Source organism: Gordonia alkaliphila (assembly GCF_023017165.1).
Classification (GTDB): Bacteria; Actinomycetota; Actinomycetes; order Mycobacteriales; family Mycobacteriaceae; genus Gordonia; species Gordonia alkaliphila.
The window spans coordinates 1,889,631-1,904,567 of sequence record NZ_JALKBW010000001.1; the positions used below are offsets into that span (position 1 = coordinate 1,889,631).

Genomic DNA, 14,937 nt, shown 5'->3' on the forward strand with positions numbered 1-14,937 from the left:
GGTAGGTGGTCAGCGTCGGGCCGGGGGCAGCTTCAGTGCCAGCATGCCGATGATGTCGCGCTGGACCTCGTTGGTGCCGCCGCCGAAGGTCAGGATCAGCGAGGTGCGCTGGAAGCGCTCGAGGCGACCGGCGACGTGCACGCCGGGGCTGCCGGCACGGAGCGTGGCGGCGGGGCCGACCACCTCCATCAGGAGTCGGTAGGCCTCGGTGGCGAACTCGGTGCCGAAGACCTTGGTGGCCGACGCATCAGCCGGCGACGGCGAGCCGCCCTGCGCGGCGATCGAAGCGATCTTCCAGTTGATCAGCTTCAGGTACTCCACCTTGGCGTGCACGCGCGCGAGGTTGCTGCGCACCCACGGGGTGTCGATCAGCGCCTGGCCGTTGGCGGCCGTGGTCTTGCGGGCGAAGTCGATGGTCTCGCGCAGCGCCGTCTGGATCGGGGCGGCACTGCACAGCGCGACCCGCTCGTGGTTGAGCTGATTGGTCACCAGCGGCCAGCCGCCTCCTTCCTCGCTGACGCGCGCGGAGACCGGGACGCGCACGTCCTGGTAGTAGGTGGCCGAGGTGTCGACGCCGGACATGGTGTGCACCGGAGTGTACGAGAAGCCTTCGGCGTCGGTCGGCACGATCAGCATCGACAGACCCTTGTGCTTGGAGGCCTCCGGGTCGGTGCGACAGGCCAGCCAGACGTAGTCGGCGTACGGAATCAGGCTGGTCCACATCTTCTGACCGTTGATCACGTACTCGTCGCCTTCGCGCACCGCCGAGGTCCGCAGCGCGGCCAGGTCGGTGCCCGCGCCGGGCTCGGAGTAACCGATAGAGAAGTGCAGGTCGCCGGCCGCGATCTTCGGAAGGAAGAACTCCTTCTGCTCGTCGGTGCCGTACGCCATGATGGTCGGCGCGACCGAGTTGATCGTCAGGAACGGCACCGGCGCGCCGGCGATGGCGGCCTCGTCGGTGAAGATCAGCTGGTCCATCATGGACCGGTTGGCGCCGCCGTACTCGGTGGGCCACCCGAGGGCCAGCCATCCGTCGGTGCCCATCTGTTTCACCACGTCACGATAGGCATCGCCCTCACCGAGCTCACCCTCACCGCCGGTAAGTGCGGCGCGGCGCTCCGGGGTCATCAGACCGGTGAAATATGCGCGCAACTCGCGACGCAGACCCTCTTGCTCGGGCGTGTAAGCGATACGCATTCAGCATCTCCTGCTTGGCTAGTTCTGAAACACGTTCTAACGTGTAATCACGGGATCCGTCAACCGGGTTGGCGGGCGAGGAGAGGAAACCAATGCGAGTCAAGTGCGATTTCGACCTGTGCGAGTCCAATGCGGTCTGCGTCGGCATGGCGCCCGACGTCTTCGAGCTCGACGACAATGACTACCTGGTGATTTTGCAGGAGGAGGTGCCCGCCGAGCGCGAAGAGGAGATGCGTCAGGTGGTCGCGAGCTGCCCGCGGTCGGCGCTGTCGATGGACTGATCGACGACGCTCTCCTTGCCGTTCGGTAGGGGCGGAGGTGACAAATGTGTTAGAACATGTTCTACTTCTGAGGGAGCGTTGAAAGGATCCACATGACTGAGTCGTTGTCGGGACGGGTTGCCGTCGTCACCGGTGCTGGTGCCGGACTGGGCCGAGCCGAAGCCATCGGCCTCGCGGCCGACGGAGCCACCGTGATCGTCAACGATCTGGCCTCCGCGCTGGAGGCCAGCGACGTGGTCGATGTGATCGCCGCAGCCGGCGGGACCGCGGTCCCGGTGGCCGGCGACATCGCCGAAGCGTCGACCGCCGACGAGATCCTGAAAGTCGCCACCGAGCAGCTCGGCGGCCTGCACATCGTCGTCAACAACGCCGGGATCACCCGCGACGCGATGCTGTTCAACATGACCGACGAGCAGTGGGACGCGGTGATCCGCGTTCACCTGCGCGGCCACTTCCTGCTGAACCGGAACGCCGCCGCCTACTGGCGGAACCTGTCGAAGGAGACCGGCGCGCCGGTTTACGGCCGTCTGATCAACACCTCGTCCGAAGCCGGGCTGCTCGGCCCCGCGGGCCAGGCCAACTACGGCGCAGCCAAGGCCGGCATCACCGCGCTGACCCTGACCGCTTCGCGCGCGCTGGAACGCTTCGGCGTCACCGCCAACGCGATCTGCCCGCGCGCCCGCACCGCGATGACCGCACAGGTCTTCGGCGACGCGCCGGAAGGTCGGGTCGACCCGCTTTCGCCCGAGCATGTGGTGACGCTGGTGCGCTACCTGGCCAGCCCGGAAGCCGCCGATGTCAGCGGGCAGGTGTTCGTCGTTTATGGTCCCAAGGTGATGTTGATGGCCGCGCCCACCGTGCGCGAAGTCTTCACCGCCACGGGGGATCAATGGCAGCCGAGCGACCTCGGCGTCGAACTCTCGTCGTTCTTTGAAAGCGCTGACAAGCAATCGTTCTCCGCGCAAGATCTCATGTGATCGAACGACATTGACCGAACCGACCCGCACAACCGTGCGTGGTAGGTTGACCTGCACGCATGCCAAGGAGGGGACTTGCTGAATCGACTTGCCGTCCCGATGGGCGGCGTGGGCGACTTCGTCGCCCTCTCCGTCGAATCAGCCCGCGAGCTCTTTCGTCGCCCCTTCCAGGCGCGCGAAACAGTGGAGCAGGCGTGGGCTATCGCACGCGTTTCGCTGGTGCCGACCCTGTTGGTCGCGATCCCGTTCACGGTGCTGGTCAGCTTCACGCTGAACATCCTGCTTCGCGAGATCGGTGCCCAGGACCTGTCCGGCGCCGGCACCGCGCTCGGCACCATCACGCAGATCGGACCGATCGTAACGGTGCTGATCGTGGCGGGCGCGGGCGCCACGGCGATCTGCGCCGACCTCGGTGCCCGCACCATCCGCGAAGAGATCGACGCCATGCGCGTGCTGGGTATCAACCCGATCCACCGCCTGGTGGTGCCCCGCGTGATCGCCTCGACCGGTGTCGCGCTGCTGCTCAACGGTCTGGTTTCCACCATCGGCATCGCGGGCGGCTTCGTCTTCTCGGTCTACCTGCAAGATGTGAACCCGGGTGCGTTCATTGCGAACCTGACCCTGCTGACCGGGCTCGGCGAGCTCATCATCTCGATGGTGAAGGCCGCACTCTTCGGTCTGTTCGCAGGCCTCGTGGCCTGCTATCGCGGGTTGAACGTCAAGGGTGGCGCGAAGGGCGTCGGCGACGCGGTGAACGAGACCGTCGTCTACTCCTTCATGGCGCTGTTCGTGGTCAATGTTGTGGTGACCGCGGTCGGTCTGAAAGTGACGATGGGCTGAACCATGGTGTTACCGGGTACTACAAGGTTTCTGACTGCGCGCGTCGCGCTCAAGCGCGCCGGCGACGACTGGAACAAGATCGGCGATCAAGCCCTCTTCTACTGGGATTCGATCGCGTCGATCCCGCGAGCGCTGCGTCTGTACAAGAAGGAGACCCTCCGCCTGATCGCGGAGATCTCGATGGGCACGGGTGCGCTCGCCATGATCGGCGGCACCGTGGTGGTCGTCGGCTTCCTGACGCTGTTCACCGGCGGCACCATCGCCGTCCAGGGCTTCAACTCGCTCGCCGACATCGGCGTCGAGGCGCTCACCGGCTTCTTCTCCGCGTTCATCAACGTCCGCATCGCGGTCCCCGTGATCGCCGGTATCGCCTTGGCGGCGACCATCGGCGCCGGTGCGACGGCACAGTTGGGCGCGATGCGCGTCAGCGAGGAGATCGACGCCCTCGAGGTCATGGCGATCTCCTCCATTCCGTACCTGGTGAGCACCCGGATCGTCGCGGGCATGCTCGCGATCATTCCGCTGTACTCGCTGGCGGCCCTCGCGTCGTTCCTCGCGAGCCGGTTCGCCACCGTGGTCCTCTACGGGCAGTCTTCGGGCGTCTACGACCACTACTTCTCCACCTTCCTCATTCCGTCGGACATCCTGTGGTCGTTCGTGCAGGCCATCTGCATGGCGATCGCCGTGATGCTGATCCACACCTACTACGGGTTCAACGCCTCCGGTGGTCCGGTCGGCGTGGGCGTCGCGGTCGGTAACGCGGTGCGCGCCTCGCTCGTCGTGGTCGTGGTCATCACTCTGCTCACCTCGCTGGCGATCTACGGCGCCGACGGCAACTTCAACTTGGCAGGCTGATCGCAGTGAACAGTCGTTCTCACGGAGTCCGCAAGCTCGCCGCCGTCGTGATGGTCGGCCTGCTCATCGGCATCGTCGTCGCCGCCTCCGGGCAGTTCCTCGGATGGTTCGCCGACACCCAGAAGGTGACGCTGTACGCGCCGCGTGCTGGTCTTGTGATGAGTCCCGCGGCCAAGGTGAAGCTGCGGGGCGTCGAGGTGGGTCGCGTCGCGACGGTCACCAACGACGGCGACCGCGCCGTCCTCGAACTGGACATGGCCACCAGCGACCTCAAGTACGTGCCGGCCAATGTGCGTGCCGACATCTCGTCGAACACCATCTTCGGTGCCAAGAACGTGAACCTGGTGATTCCCGACGAGGGTGCCGAAGGTCAGCTGCGCGGCGGCGACACCATCACCGCCGACCACGTGGTGGTCGAGCTGAACACCGTGTACCAGCAGCTGGTCAACGTGCTCGCCGAGCTGGAGCCGGACAAGGTCAACGTGACCATGGGCGCCGTCGCCGGTGCGCTGTCGGGCAACGGTGAACGCCTGGGCGTCGCCCTGCAGGAGCTGAACCACGTGCTGGGCGAGACCAACAAGCACCTGCCGCAGCTGAATCGTCTGCTCACGCAGGCCGCGACCGCGACCAACGTGTACGCCGACGCCATGCCCGACCTGATGCGGACCATCGACAACGCGACCGTGATCGGCGATCTCCTGGTGGAGAACACCGCCAACTTGGACGCGCTGCTGATCAACGTGACCGGCATGGCCGACACCGCCAACGACGTGCTCGGTCGGTCCAAGAAGGACCTGATGGCCACCCTCACCGACCTGAACCCGGTGACCCAGCTGCTCGGCCGTCAGGCACCCGGCCTGCGCTGCTTCATCACCGCGTCGTCGGGCGCCGCCGACCTGGCCACCCCGCTGCTCGGCGGGCGCAACGGCATGCTGCTGCTCGATTCCGGTCTGATCCCGGGCCAGAATCCGTACCGCTGGCCGGAGGATCTGCCCGAGGTGCGCGGCGACGGACCGCCCACGTGCGAGGCGGGTCTGAGCGACGTGAACTCGAAGGAAAAGGTCGACTTCTACGTGATCGACAACGCCCCGCAGCCCTACCAGCCGCGGACCACCGCGAAGGTGCAGCCGTTCCGACTCTTCAATCTGCTGTTCGGGGGGCCGCAGCGTGGCTAAATCGACTTCGGGGACCCCGGACTTCGTCGACAAGCGGGCACGGGCCTTCCGGGCCACCGTGGTCAAGTTGTTCAGCTTCGTCGTGGTGATGGTGCTGGTGATGGCCGGTCTGGTGGTCGTCTTCAGCCGCTACCAGCCCGGCAGCTCGGCCAACTACACCGCGATCTTCACCAGCGCCTCGGCCATGAAGCCGGGCAGCGACGTGCAGATCGCCGGCGTCGACGTCGGCATGGTCGACAAGATCTCGCTCAACCGCGACAACGTCGCCGAGGTCGAGTTCACCGTGAACGACGACTACCGGCTGCCCACGTCGGTGCGCGCCCTGGTCCGCTACCAGAACCTCACCGGCGATCGATACCTGGAACTGCAGCCCGGCAACGGGGCGCCCGGCGAGTACCTGTCGGCCGGCGCGCAGATTCCGATCGAGCAGACCGAACCCGCGCTCGACCTGGACAACCTGCTCGGCGGCTTCAAGCCGCTGTTCCGCACCATGAGCGGCGAACAGGTCAACGAACTGTCGACGGCGCTGATCTCGGTGTTCCAGGGACAGGGCCCGGCGCTGCAGCAGCTGCTGTCGGCGACCGACTCGTTCACCAACACCCTCGCCGAGCGCGATGCGCTCATCGGCTCGGTGATCGACAACCTGAACACGACGCTCGGCATGTTGCAGGCCGACTACACCGGTCTGGACCAGAGCGTCGACCGTCTTCAGCAGCTCATCTCCGGACTGTCCGGCGACCGCGACGTGATCGGCCAGTTCATCACGCGTGCCGCGGGCGCCACCACCGGCATGGCCGACCTGCTGCAGACCACGCGCCCGGACATCAAGGGCGCCCTCGCCGGACTCGGGGAGACCTCCAACGAAGCGTTGAAGGCAGAACCGTACATCCGCGAGATGCTGGGCGAACTGCCCGGCAACTTCAAGACGCTGTCCAATCTCGGCAGCTACGGCGCCTGGCTGCAGATCTACTTCTGCCGTATCCGCCTGCTCATGCCGGGACCGGGGAACAGCCAGTACTTCTTCACCGCCATCGATGCGATGGGTGACAAGACCAAGGCAGGCGGGAGGTGCGCGACGTGACCGATCAGCCTGTGAACAACGACGGGACGACCGACGAAGTGCCCGGCGATACGGGGGCACGGGCACCGAAGCGGCTCCGCCGCGGGGGCCCGCGCTCGCGCGTCTCGATGGGCATCATCGGGGTCGCGCTCACCGCGGCGCTGGTGATCAGCGCCCTGCAGATGGATCGGCTGCCGTTCCTCAGCCAGGTGACCACCTACGACGCGCTCTTCGAGGACGCGGGCGGCCTGAACTCCGGCGACATCGTGACCGTGGCCGGCGTCAAGGTCGGTTCGATCACCGACATCGCCCTGAAGCAGACCTCGGAAGGCATGCGCGCGAAGGTCTCCTTCCTGCTCAACGACACCGTGGTGATCGGCGACCGGACGCGCGGGTCCATCAAGACCGAGACCGTCCTGGGTCGACGCAACCTGACGCTCACTCCACTGGGAGACAAGCGGCTGGAGCCAGGGAGCACCATCCCCATCGACCAGACCGTGGCGCCGTACTCGCTGACCGATGCGCTGGAGGACTCCGTCTCCACGCTGAACGACACCGACACCGATCAGCTCAACGAAGCGCTGCAGACCATGACGGAGGCCTTCTCCGAGACGCCCGCTGAGATGCAGGGCGCCCTCGAGGGCGTCGGCAAGCTGTCGGCGGCCATCGCCGACCGCGACAACTCGCTCAACGAACTCCTCGACCGGGCCGGCTCGGTCAGCGGCATCGTCGGCAAGCGCAGCGAACAGCTGCAGACCATGCTGCTCGACGCCAACGCACTGCTCGGTGAACTGCAGATGCGGCGCGACGCGATCCGCCAAGTGATCAGCGGTGCCGAGGCACTGGCTGCCGAGTTGACCGGTTTCGTGCAGGACAACGAGGCGCAGCTGACCCCGGTGCTGAACAAGTTCGGCCGGGTCCTCGACATCCTGAACGACAACGCCGACAACTTCTCGGCCGCGATCGACAACCTGGGTCCCTACGCCAACATCCTCGGCGAGGCCATCAGCTCGGGTCCGTACTTCTCGTCGCTCGTGGGTCTGCCGACCTGGGGCGATTACATGGGCAGCTTCCTGCGCGTGCTGGAAGGCAAGTACCCGGAGGCCTTCGAGTACTTCACCAAGTACGCCGGCTTCCCGGGCTGGCCCGGCAACTGGGGTCAGGCGCCCGACCGCGGATCGCCCGACCTGCCCAAGCGTCCGACGCCGTCCAACGCTCCGCCGCAGCCCAACGGTGCGCCCAAGACCGCCGCCCCGAAGCCATCCGCCCCGAAGTCTTCCTCACCGACAGGAGGTCGCTGACATGGCGGTAACAGCAGGCTTGCAGCGCCTCTCCACTGCCCAGCGCGTCATCGCCGGCGTCGCCACCGTGGTGGTCGTGGCGCTCATCGCCGGTCTCGTGTGGTTCGGCGTGCAGAAGGCCACCACGCGCACCATCACCGCCTACTTCCCGTCGGTCACCGGTGTCTACACCGGCGACGCGGTGAAGGTGGTGGGCGTGCGCATCGGTTCGATAACCAGTATCGAGCCGCAGAACCGCCAGGTGCGCGTCGAGATGCGCGTGGACAACGACGTGCCGCTGCCCAAGGACGTGCGCGCCGTGGTCGTCGCCCAGTCACTGGTCTCCGGCCGCTTCGTCCAGCTCACCCCGGGGTACGTCTCGGGGCCGGACATGGGCACCGGCGACTTCGACATTCCGATGGAACACACCGCTGTCCCGATGGAATGGGACGACGTCAAGGCCCAGCTCGACGAGCTCAGCCAGGCACTCGGTCCGCAGCAGGACGGCAAGGACGGCCCGGTGGACCCGGGTACCGCCGCCAAGCTGATCGACGTGGCCGCCGACAACCTCGACGGCAACGGAAAGGCCATGGCCACCGCCCTCCAGGAGATGTCCACGGTGGCCGGCACGATCGCGGAGAACCGGGACGACCTGTTCGGCACGGTGAAGAACCTGCAGAAGCTGACCGAGCTGCTGTCGCAGAACCAGGACCAGCTGGTCCAGTTCAACGGCCGGATGGCGTCGGTGAGCAGCGTCCTCGCGGAAAGCGAGCAGGAACTCGGCGACGCCATGGACAACCTCGACGAGGCCATGGGCGAACTGAAGACCTTCCTCGACAACAACACCGCGGCCATGACGTCGGTGATGGACAAGATGGTGCCGTTCACGGCCACCCTCAAGCGCAACGACGAAGGCCTGCGCGGCCTGCTGCATTCGGCACCGAATCAGCTCGCCAACTTCTTCAACATCTACAACCCGCTGACCGGATCGCTCGACGGCGTCTTCGGCCTCGGTATGGGCAACAACCTGATCACCCTGCTCTGCGGTTCGATGGCCTCCACCGAGCGCCCGATGGACACCGACGCGGACATCGAGAAGTGCGTGGATCTGCTGGCGCCGATCATCGGCGACCTCGCGGTGAACTTCCCGCCCTTCATGACCAACCCGCTGATCGGCCGCACCGCGACGCAGGACCAGATCACCTACCAGAATCAGAGTGTGAAGCAGCGCGCCCAGGCCGGCGTCCGCGGCCGCGACATCGATAACGCGAAGCCGTTCCCCGCCGACCCGATGCTGAAGCTGCTCATGCCGTTCGGGGGCAACTGATGAAGACCGGACAGAAACTGGTGGCGGCCGTGGCGGCGCTCGCGTTGATCGCGCCGCTGTCGGCCTGCGGTAGCGGGAGCCTGGTGTCGAGTGCGTCGGCGATCGGTGCGGAAGGCACCGGCGACGGCGCGTACGAGATCACCGCGCGCATTCCGTCGGCCGCGGGCCTGGTCCAGAACGCACCCGTGCAGATGGCGGACGCGACGATCGGCAGCGTCGGCGACATTCAGGTCGCCGACTGGCAGGCCAAGATCACCATTCGCCTCAACCGCGACGTGAAGATCCCCGAGGGTTCCTTCGCGATGATCGGCATGACCAGTGTGCTCGGTTCCTCGCACCTGGAGATCCTGCAGCCGGAGAAGACCGACGGCAAGTACCTGAAGCCGGGTCAGTCTCTGGACGCGCCCAACTGCCCGGTGCAGAACAACATCGCGGCGCCGGCCGGGAAGGCCGTGCCGGACATCAACTCCGCGCAGGAAGTGCAGGCGTGCCGCTATCCGACCACCGAGCAGGTCCTCAGCTCGCTGTCGGTGGTGCTCAACGGCGGCGGTCTGTCGCAGGCCGGTGAGATCGTCAGCGAACTCAGCGCGGCCTTCGCCGGCGGCGGCGACGACCTCGACCGGCTGATTCCGCGGATGACCACGCTGGTGACCGACCTGGACAAGCAGGCCGACAACATCATCAAGGCCACCGAAGGTCTCGATCGGCTGAGCGCGCAGATCAATGCGCAGGAGCAGACGGTGCAGCGCGCACTGGCGTCCGGCCCGCAGATCCTGCAGCTGCTGGTGGATCAGCGGAAGAACCTGGTGACCTCGCTGGAGTCGGTGGGCAACCTGTCCAAGACCGCCAACGAGATCCTCGAGGCCAACAGCGACGACCTGAAGGTCATCACGCCGAACATGCGCGAGCTGCTCGATCAGCTCGCCAGCACGGGTCCGGCACTGACCAACTCGCTGCGCATCCTGCTCACCTTCCCGTTCCTGCAGGAGAGCATCGAGGACGTGGTGAAGGGCGATTACGTCAACTCCGACCTGGTGTTGGACCTGACCTTCGATCGTGTGGACAAGACCATGATGGTCTCGATGGGCCTGACCGGCCCGGAGGGCCTGCTGGGCTCCTCGGCGGGCAGCGCCCGACAGTCGGCCAATCCGCTGACGGCGCCGTTCGGCATGGACCAGAAGAAGCCGAGCAAGAAGACGCCCAGCAAGACCCCGAGCTCGAAGACCCCGAGCTCGAAGACCCCGAGCTCGAAGAGCCCGACTACCAGTAAGAGCGGAGGCAACTGATGAAGATCACCGGCTTCGTCCGAGCTCAGCTGTACATCTTCGCGGTGGTCACCGTGGTGTCGATCGTCGCGATGGCGGTCTTCTACATCCGTATCCCGCAGATGTTCGGCGTCGGCAGTTACCGCGTGAACCTGCAGATGCCGTCCTCCGGCGGGCTGTACCAGAACGCGAACGTGAGTTTCCGCGGCGTCGACGTCGGCAAGGTGACCGGTATGTGGCTCACCTCCGACGGTGTGCGCGCCGAGCTGACCATCAATTCGGGCACCGACATTCCGGCCGATTCCGAGGCTGTGGTCCGCAGTATGTCGGCGGTGGGCGAGCAGTTCGTCGACTTCCGTCCGCCCCAGAACACCGACGGGGAGTACCTGCACAACGGTTCGACCGTCGAGGTCGAAGACATGCCGGTGGAGATCTCTTCCATGCTCGATCAGGCCGACGCGCTCCTGAACACGGTCAACGACACGAAGCTGCGCGCGGTGATGGACGAGGCCTTCCTGGCCTTCAACGGCACCGGTGAGTCGCTGCAGCGGCTGCTGGACTCGATGATCCTGCTCGCCGACTCGGCGGACGAGAACATCGACGAGTTCACGTCGCTCATCGACGAAGCCGGACCGATCCTGGCGACGCAGAATCGCACCGCCGACGAGATCCGGGCCTGGACCAGCAACTTGACCACGGTCACCGACCAGATCCGGGCGCACAAGGCCAACGTGACCGGCATCCTGCAGAAGGGACCGGGCACGGCCACCGCGGCGGGCAAGCTGTTCGGCGACATGAGCCAGTCGTTCCCGACGGCCGTGTCGAACTTGAGCGTGGACGCGCGCACGATGGCCGTCTATCTGCCGAATCTGCAGCAGACGGTGGTGCTCTACCCCCGCGTGCTGGCGGCGCTCATCACGGCCATCAACAACGGCTCGAGCGCCTACGGTCCGAACGTGAACTTCACGCTCGGCTTCCAGGATCCGCCCACCTGTACCGTCGGCTTCGTGCCGCGTGATCAGTGGCGCTTCCCGAGCGAACAGACTCCGCAGGATCTGCCGCCGGGGCTGCTGTGCCGACTCCCGCAGGACGCGCAGTCCACCGTCCGCGGTGCTCGAAACTTCCCGTGCGTGGAGTACCCGGGACGTCGTGCGCCGACGCCGGCCGAGTGCCGCACCGGCTTCAAGGCATCGCCGGAGGACAACGTGGCCTTCCCGAACGGTCTGCCGGGTACCGGATTGCCGAGGCAACCCGCAGGTCACGTGGTTCCGGGCAGCCCGACCTCCCATGACCCGACGCCCGCGACCTATGCGACCACGTACGATCCTTTGACAGGGGAATTCATCGGTCCGGACGGCAAGATCTACAACGCCGGACTGGGCGAGCAGGCAGGTTCTAAGAAGACCGAATGGTACGAGCTGATCACGAAGACGGTGCAATCCTGAATCCGGAGGAGCCGAAGCAGGGCGACGAGGGCACCGCAGAAGTAACGGACAGCGACGCGGCCGAGGTGGCTGCGTCCAAGCCCGCGGCGAAGCCGGTGGTGCGCAAGAGCAGTCCGCTCGGCCGCAAGGCCAAGCCTGCGGTTGCCAAGGCGTCTGGGGTGAGTGCATCGGAAAAGGCGCCGGCAGCCGAGGACACGTCCGCTGCGGAGGCACTGGCCGCGGAGGCTCTCGTCGAGGACGCTTCCGCCGCGAGTGCGGCCGCTGACGACGACTCCGCCGGGGACGACTCGGCCGAGGCCGCAGCCGTCGACGAGAGCGGCACCGGTTCTTACCGTGACAAGCGCGTCGACGCCCAGCGTCGTCGTACGGCGCGCGAAGCGGCGGACGCGGCCAAGGCCGCCAAGAAGAAGCCGGTGGCTTTGACCGCGGCCATCGGGGCCGGGTCCGCGGGTACGCGTCCGCTGAAGACGGTGGCGCTGATCTCCGGCGTGGTGCTGCTGGTCGCGGGAATCGTGCTGGCGGCGCTGTTCGCAGTCGGTTATCAGCGCATCGACCGAGACCGCGAGTTGCGCGCCGAGTACGCGACGTTTGCGCGGCAGGTGGTTGTGCAGATGACCACGCTGAACTCGGAGAACGCCGACGCCATGTACAAGTTGGCGCTGGAGAAGACCAGCGGCCGTGCGCAGCAGGTCTTCCGCGACAACATGAAGCAGGTCACCGACCTGATTCGCGAGGGCGACGCGGTCACGAACACCACGGTGCTGACCGACGCGGTCAGCAAGGCGACCGAAGACGAGGGCACGGTCCTGATGGTGGTCGGCTGGGAGTCGCGCTCCAAGGACGGAAAACAAGAGCCGCTGTACCAGACGTTCCGCTACAAGGTGGGTCTGACGCGCATCAACGGTGACGTGAAGGTCACCGATCTGGAGTTTGTCTGGTGACCGTACGCAGAGTGGCAGTAGCCGTGTTCACCGCGCTCGTCGTCGCATCCCTCGTCGCCGCCGCGGTGCTGGGCACGATGTACTACCGCGCGAACACCGAGGAGAAGGCCCGCGACAGCGCCCTGGCCGCGGCCCAGTTATACGTCCAGAAGATGTTCGCCTGGAACGAGAAGACCATCTCGGACAACATCAACTTCATGATGGCGCACATGACCGGCACGGCGAAGGAACAGTACGAGCGCTACGTGATCGGCGAGCGCATCGCGGAGCTGGTGAAGGAACAGAAGTCGGTCGCCAAGGTCACCGAGCAGGGGGCCGGCGTCGTGACGAACACGTCCGACACCGCGACCGTGCTGCTGTTCATCAACCAGTCGGCCTCCAGCGCCACGTCGTCGGAGATCCAGACCAATCCGAGCCGTATCCAGTACACGATGGAACGTCGGGACGGGACCTGGCTGATCAACGACAGCCAGCTGATCGACGACCAGACGCTGATGGACGTGGTGGCTGAGCGCGACGGCCAGCCGGTGCCCTCGGAGGGGCTGATTCCGGCACCCGTGCCGTCGACCGCGGAGAGCCAGGCCCCGGGGAGCACCCCGACACCGGAGCCGGTGCCGACCGGCTAGCGGTTTCCGGCAGCACACTGCCCGATCGAAAGTTTTATGTCCGCGGAGGCACCTCAGAGGTGCCTCCGCGGACATAAAACTGTGCGGAGGGTCCCGCGGGTGACTGCACGGGGGGGCAACGATGGAGAAACGCGAAGGGGGTCGACGGCGTCAGACGCCGTCGACCCCCTTCGGTGTCGGTGAGACCGCTTAGGACGAGTAGCCCATCGGCATCAGGATCGACTTGTGCTCCAGGTACGACTCCAGGCCCTCGCGACCGTTCTCGCGGCCGATGCCCGAGGCCTTGTAGCCACCGAACGGCGACGACGGGTCGATGGCGTACCAGTTGATGCCCATGGTGCCGGTGCGGACCTGCTTGGCGATCTCGATGGCACCCGGCACGTCGGCGCTCCACACCGAACCGGCCAGACCGTAGTCGGAGTCGTTGGCGATGGCGATGGCCTCGTCGACGTCGTCGTAGGCGATGACGCTGATGACCGGGCCGAAGATCTCCTCGCGGGCGATCGTCATGTCGTTGGTGACGCCGGTGAAGATGGTCGGGCCCACCCAGTTCTCGGTGCCGATGGCCGGTGCGGCCACCTCGAGGACGGCGGTGGCGCCCTCGGCCTTGCCCTTGGCGATGTAGTCGGTGACCTTCTGGTGCTGCCGGTCGTTGATCAGCGGACCGATCTTGGTCTCCGAGTCCTCGGGCAGGCCCGGGGTGAAGGTGGCGGCGACGTCGACCATGGCGGCGACGATCTCGTCGTGGCGCGAACGCGGCACCAGGACGCGGGTCTGCGCGACGCACGCCTGGCCGGAGTTCAGGATGCCGGAGAAGACCAGCATGGGAGCGGCGGCGGCGATGTCGACGTCGTCGAGGACGATGGCCGCGGACTTGCCGCCCAGCTCCAGCGAGCAGCGCTTCAGGTTCTCACCGCAGCGCGCGGCGATGGCGCGACCGGCGGCGGTGGAGCCGGTAAAGGTGATCTTGTCGACCTCGGGGTGCTCCACGAGGGCCTGGCCGGTGGCGATGCCGCCGGGCACCACGGAGATGACACCCTCGGGCACGCCGGCCTCGGTGAACAGCTCGGCGAGGACGTTGGCGTTGATCGGGGTCTCGGGTGCGGGCTTGAGGACCACCGAGCAGCCGGCGGCCAGGGCCGGACCGAACTTGTTGCACAGCAGGAACAGCGGCACGTTCCACGCGATGATCGCGCCGACCACGCCGACCGGCTCGCGGACCACCAGGGTCTCGCCGAACAGGCCGGTGCGCTTCTCTTCCCACTCGTAGGCCTCGGCGGCGTCGGCGTACCCGGCGAGGACGCCGGTGCCGGCCAGCTGCTGCAGGGTGGCGACGTCGCCGGGGGTGGCACCCATTTCGGCGGAGATCAGCGCGCAGATTTCTGCCGAACGCTCGTTGATCAGGTCGGCGGCGCGGCGGATCACGGCGGCGCGCTCGGCCGGCGGGGTGTTGCGCCAGACGCCGGAGTCGAAGGCCTCGCGGGCCGCGCGCACGGCGGTGTCCACGTCCGTGGCATCGGCGCTGGGAACGCTGCCGATGAGCTCACCGGTGGCGGGGGAGAAGACTTCGAGGCGCTCAGCGGAATGCGGTGCCACCCAGCGACCGCCGAGATACAGCTGATCGGTCTTGATGGGGGTGATGACGGACATGCGTGCTCCTGGTATCGG

The 14,937-nt window shown here is 66.6% G+C and carries 14 protein-coding genes; 12 read left to right on the forward strand and 2 right to left on the reverse strand.

Annotated features, from left to right (window positions below; genetic code table 11):
* Positions 1 to 9 precede the first annotated feature (9 nt).
* Entirely contained in the window at positions 10 to 1,197 is a 1,188-nt protein-coding gene (locus tag MUG78_RS08505; protein ID WP_246993841.1) for an acyl-CoA dehydrogenase family protein, read from the reverse strand.
* A 92-nt stretch (positions 1,198 to 1,289) separates the two neighbouring features.
* On the opposite strand from MUG78_RS08505, the gene MUG78_RS08510 reads away from it, so the two are divergent.
* The 12 genes from MUG78_RS08510 (at position 1,290) to MUG78_RS08565 (ending at position 13,269) form a co-directional block, all read left to right on the forward strand.
* Entirely contained in the window at positions 1,290 to 1,478 is a 189-nt protein-coding gene (locus MUG78_RS08510; protein ID WP_246993843.1) for a ferredoxin, read from the forward strand.
* Between the two features lie 92 nt (positions 1,479 to 1,570).
* A complete protein-coding gene (locus MUG78_RS08515; RefSeq protein WP_246993845.1) occupies positions 1,571 to 2,455 on the forward strand; it encodes a 3-oxoacyl-ACP reductase in 885 nt (294 codons plus the stop codon).
* 75 nt (positions 2,456 to 2,530) lie between these two features.
* A complete protein-coding gene (locus tag MUG78_RS08520) occupies positions 2,531 to 3,295 on the forward strand; it encodes an MlaE family ABC transporter permease (RefSeq protein WP_246993847.1) in 765 nt (254 codons plus the stop codon).
* 3 nt (positions 3,296 to 3,298) lie between these two features.
* Positions 3,299 to 4,150 carry an MlaE family ABC transporter permease gene (locus tag MUG78_RS08525; protein WP_246993849.1) on the forward strand — a complete coding sequence of 284 codons (852 nt, stop codon included), beginning with the start codon at positions 3,299 to 3,301 and terminating at the stop codon, positions 4,148 to 4,150.
* A complete protein-coding gene (locus MUG78_RS08530; RefSeq protein WP_246996931.1) occupies positions 4,147 to 5,325 on the forward strand; it encodes an MCE family protein in 1,179 nt (392 codons plus the stop codon). Before MUG78_RS08525 ends, MUG78_RS08530 begins: the two co-directional genes overlap by 4 nt.
* Positions 5,318 to 6,406 (forward strand): MCE family protein, encoded by a 1,089-nt coding sequence (locus MUG78_RS08535; protein ID WP_246993851.1) that lies wholly within the window; start codon positions 5,318 to 5,320, stop codon positions 6,404 to 6,406. The genes MUG78_RS08530 and MUG78_RS08535 overlap by 8 nt, the downstream gene beginning before the upstream one ends.
* Positions 6,407 to 6,513: 107 nt before the next feature.
* Entirely contained in the window at positions 6,514 to 7,686 is a 1,173-nt protein-coding gene (locus MUG78_RS08540; protein ID WP_246996933.1) for an MCE family protein, read from the forward strand.
* A 1-nt stretch (position 7,687) separates the two neighbouring features.
* Positions 7,688 to 8,992 carry an MCE family protein gene (locus MUG78_RS08545; protein ID WP_246993852.1) on the forward strand — a complete coding sequence of 435 codons (1,305 nt, stop codon included), beginning with the start codon at positions 7,688 to 7,690 and terminating at the stop codon, positions 8,990 to 8,992.
* A complete protein-coding gene (locus tag MUG78_RS08550) occupies positions 8,992 to 10,278 on the forward strand; it encodes an MlaD family protein (protein ID WP_246993854.1) in 1,287 nt (428 codons plus the stop codon). Before MUG78_RS08545 ends, MUG78_RS08550 begins: the two co-directional genes overlap by 1 nt.
* Entirely contained in the window at positions 10,278 to 11,702 is a 1,425-nt protein-coding gene (locus MUG78_RS08555) for an MCE family protein (RefSeq protein WP_246993855.1), read from the forward strand. The genes MUG78_RS08550 and MUG78_RS08555 overlap by 1 nt, the downstream gene beginning before the upstream one ends.
* The gene (locus tag MUG78_RS08560; RefSeq protein WP_246993857.1) at positions 11,666 to 12,643 is read left to right on the forward strand and encodes an Rv1363c family protein; all 978 of its coding nucleotides are present in this window, start codon (positions 11,666 to 11,668) and stop codon (positions 12,641 to 12,643) included. Before MUG78_RS08555 ends, MUG78_RS08560 begins: the two co-directional genes overlap by 37 nt.
* A gap of 11 nt (positions 12,644 to 12,654) precedes the next feature.
* Positions 12,655 to 13,269 carry a hypothetical protein gene (locus MUG78_RS08565; RefSeq protein WP_246993859.1) on the forward strand — a complete coding sequence of 205 codons (615 nt, stop codon included), beginning with the start codon at positions 12,655 to 12,657 and terminating at the stop codon, positions 13,267 to 13,269.
* A gap of 189 nt (positions 13,270 to 13,458) precedes the next feature.
* Here MUG78_RS08565 and MUG78_RS08570 read toward each other — a convergent pair whose 3' ends face one another.
* A complete protein-coding gene (locus MUG78_RS08570; RefSeq protein ID WP_246993861.1) occupies positions 13,459 to 14,919 on the reverse strand; it encodes an aldehyde dehydrogenase in 1,461 nt (486 codons plus the stop codon).
* Positions 14,920 to 14,937: the final 18 nt, after the last annotated feature.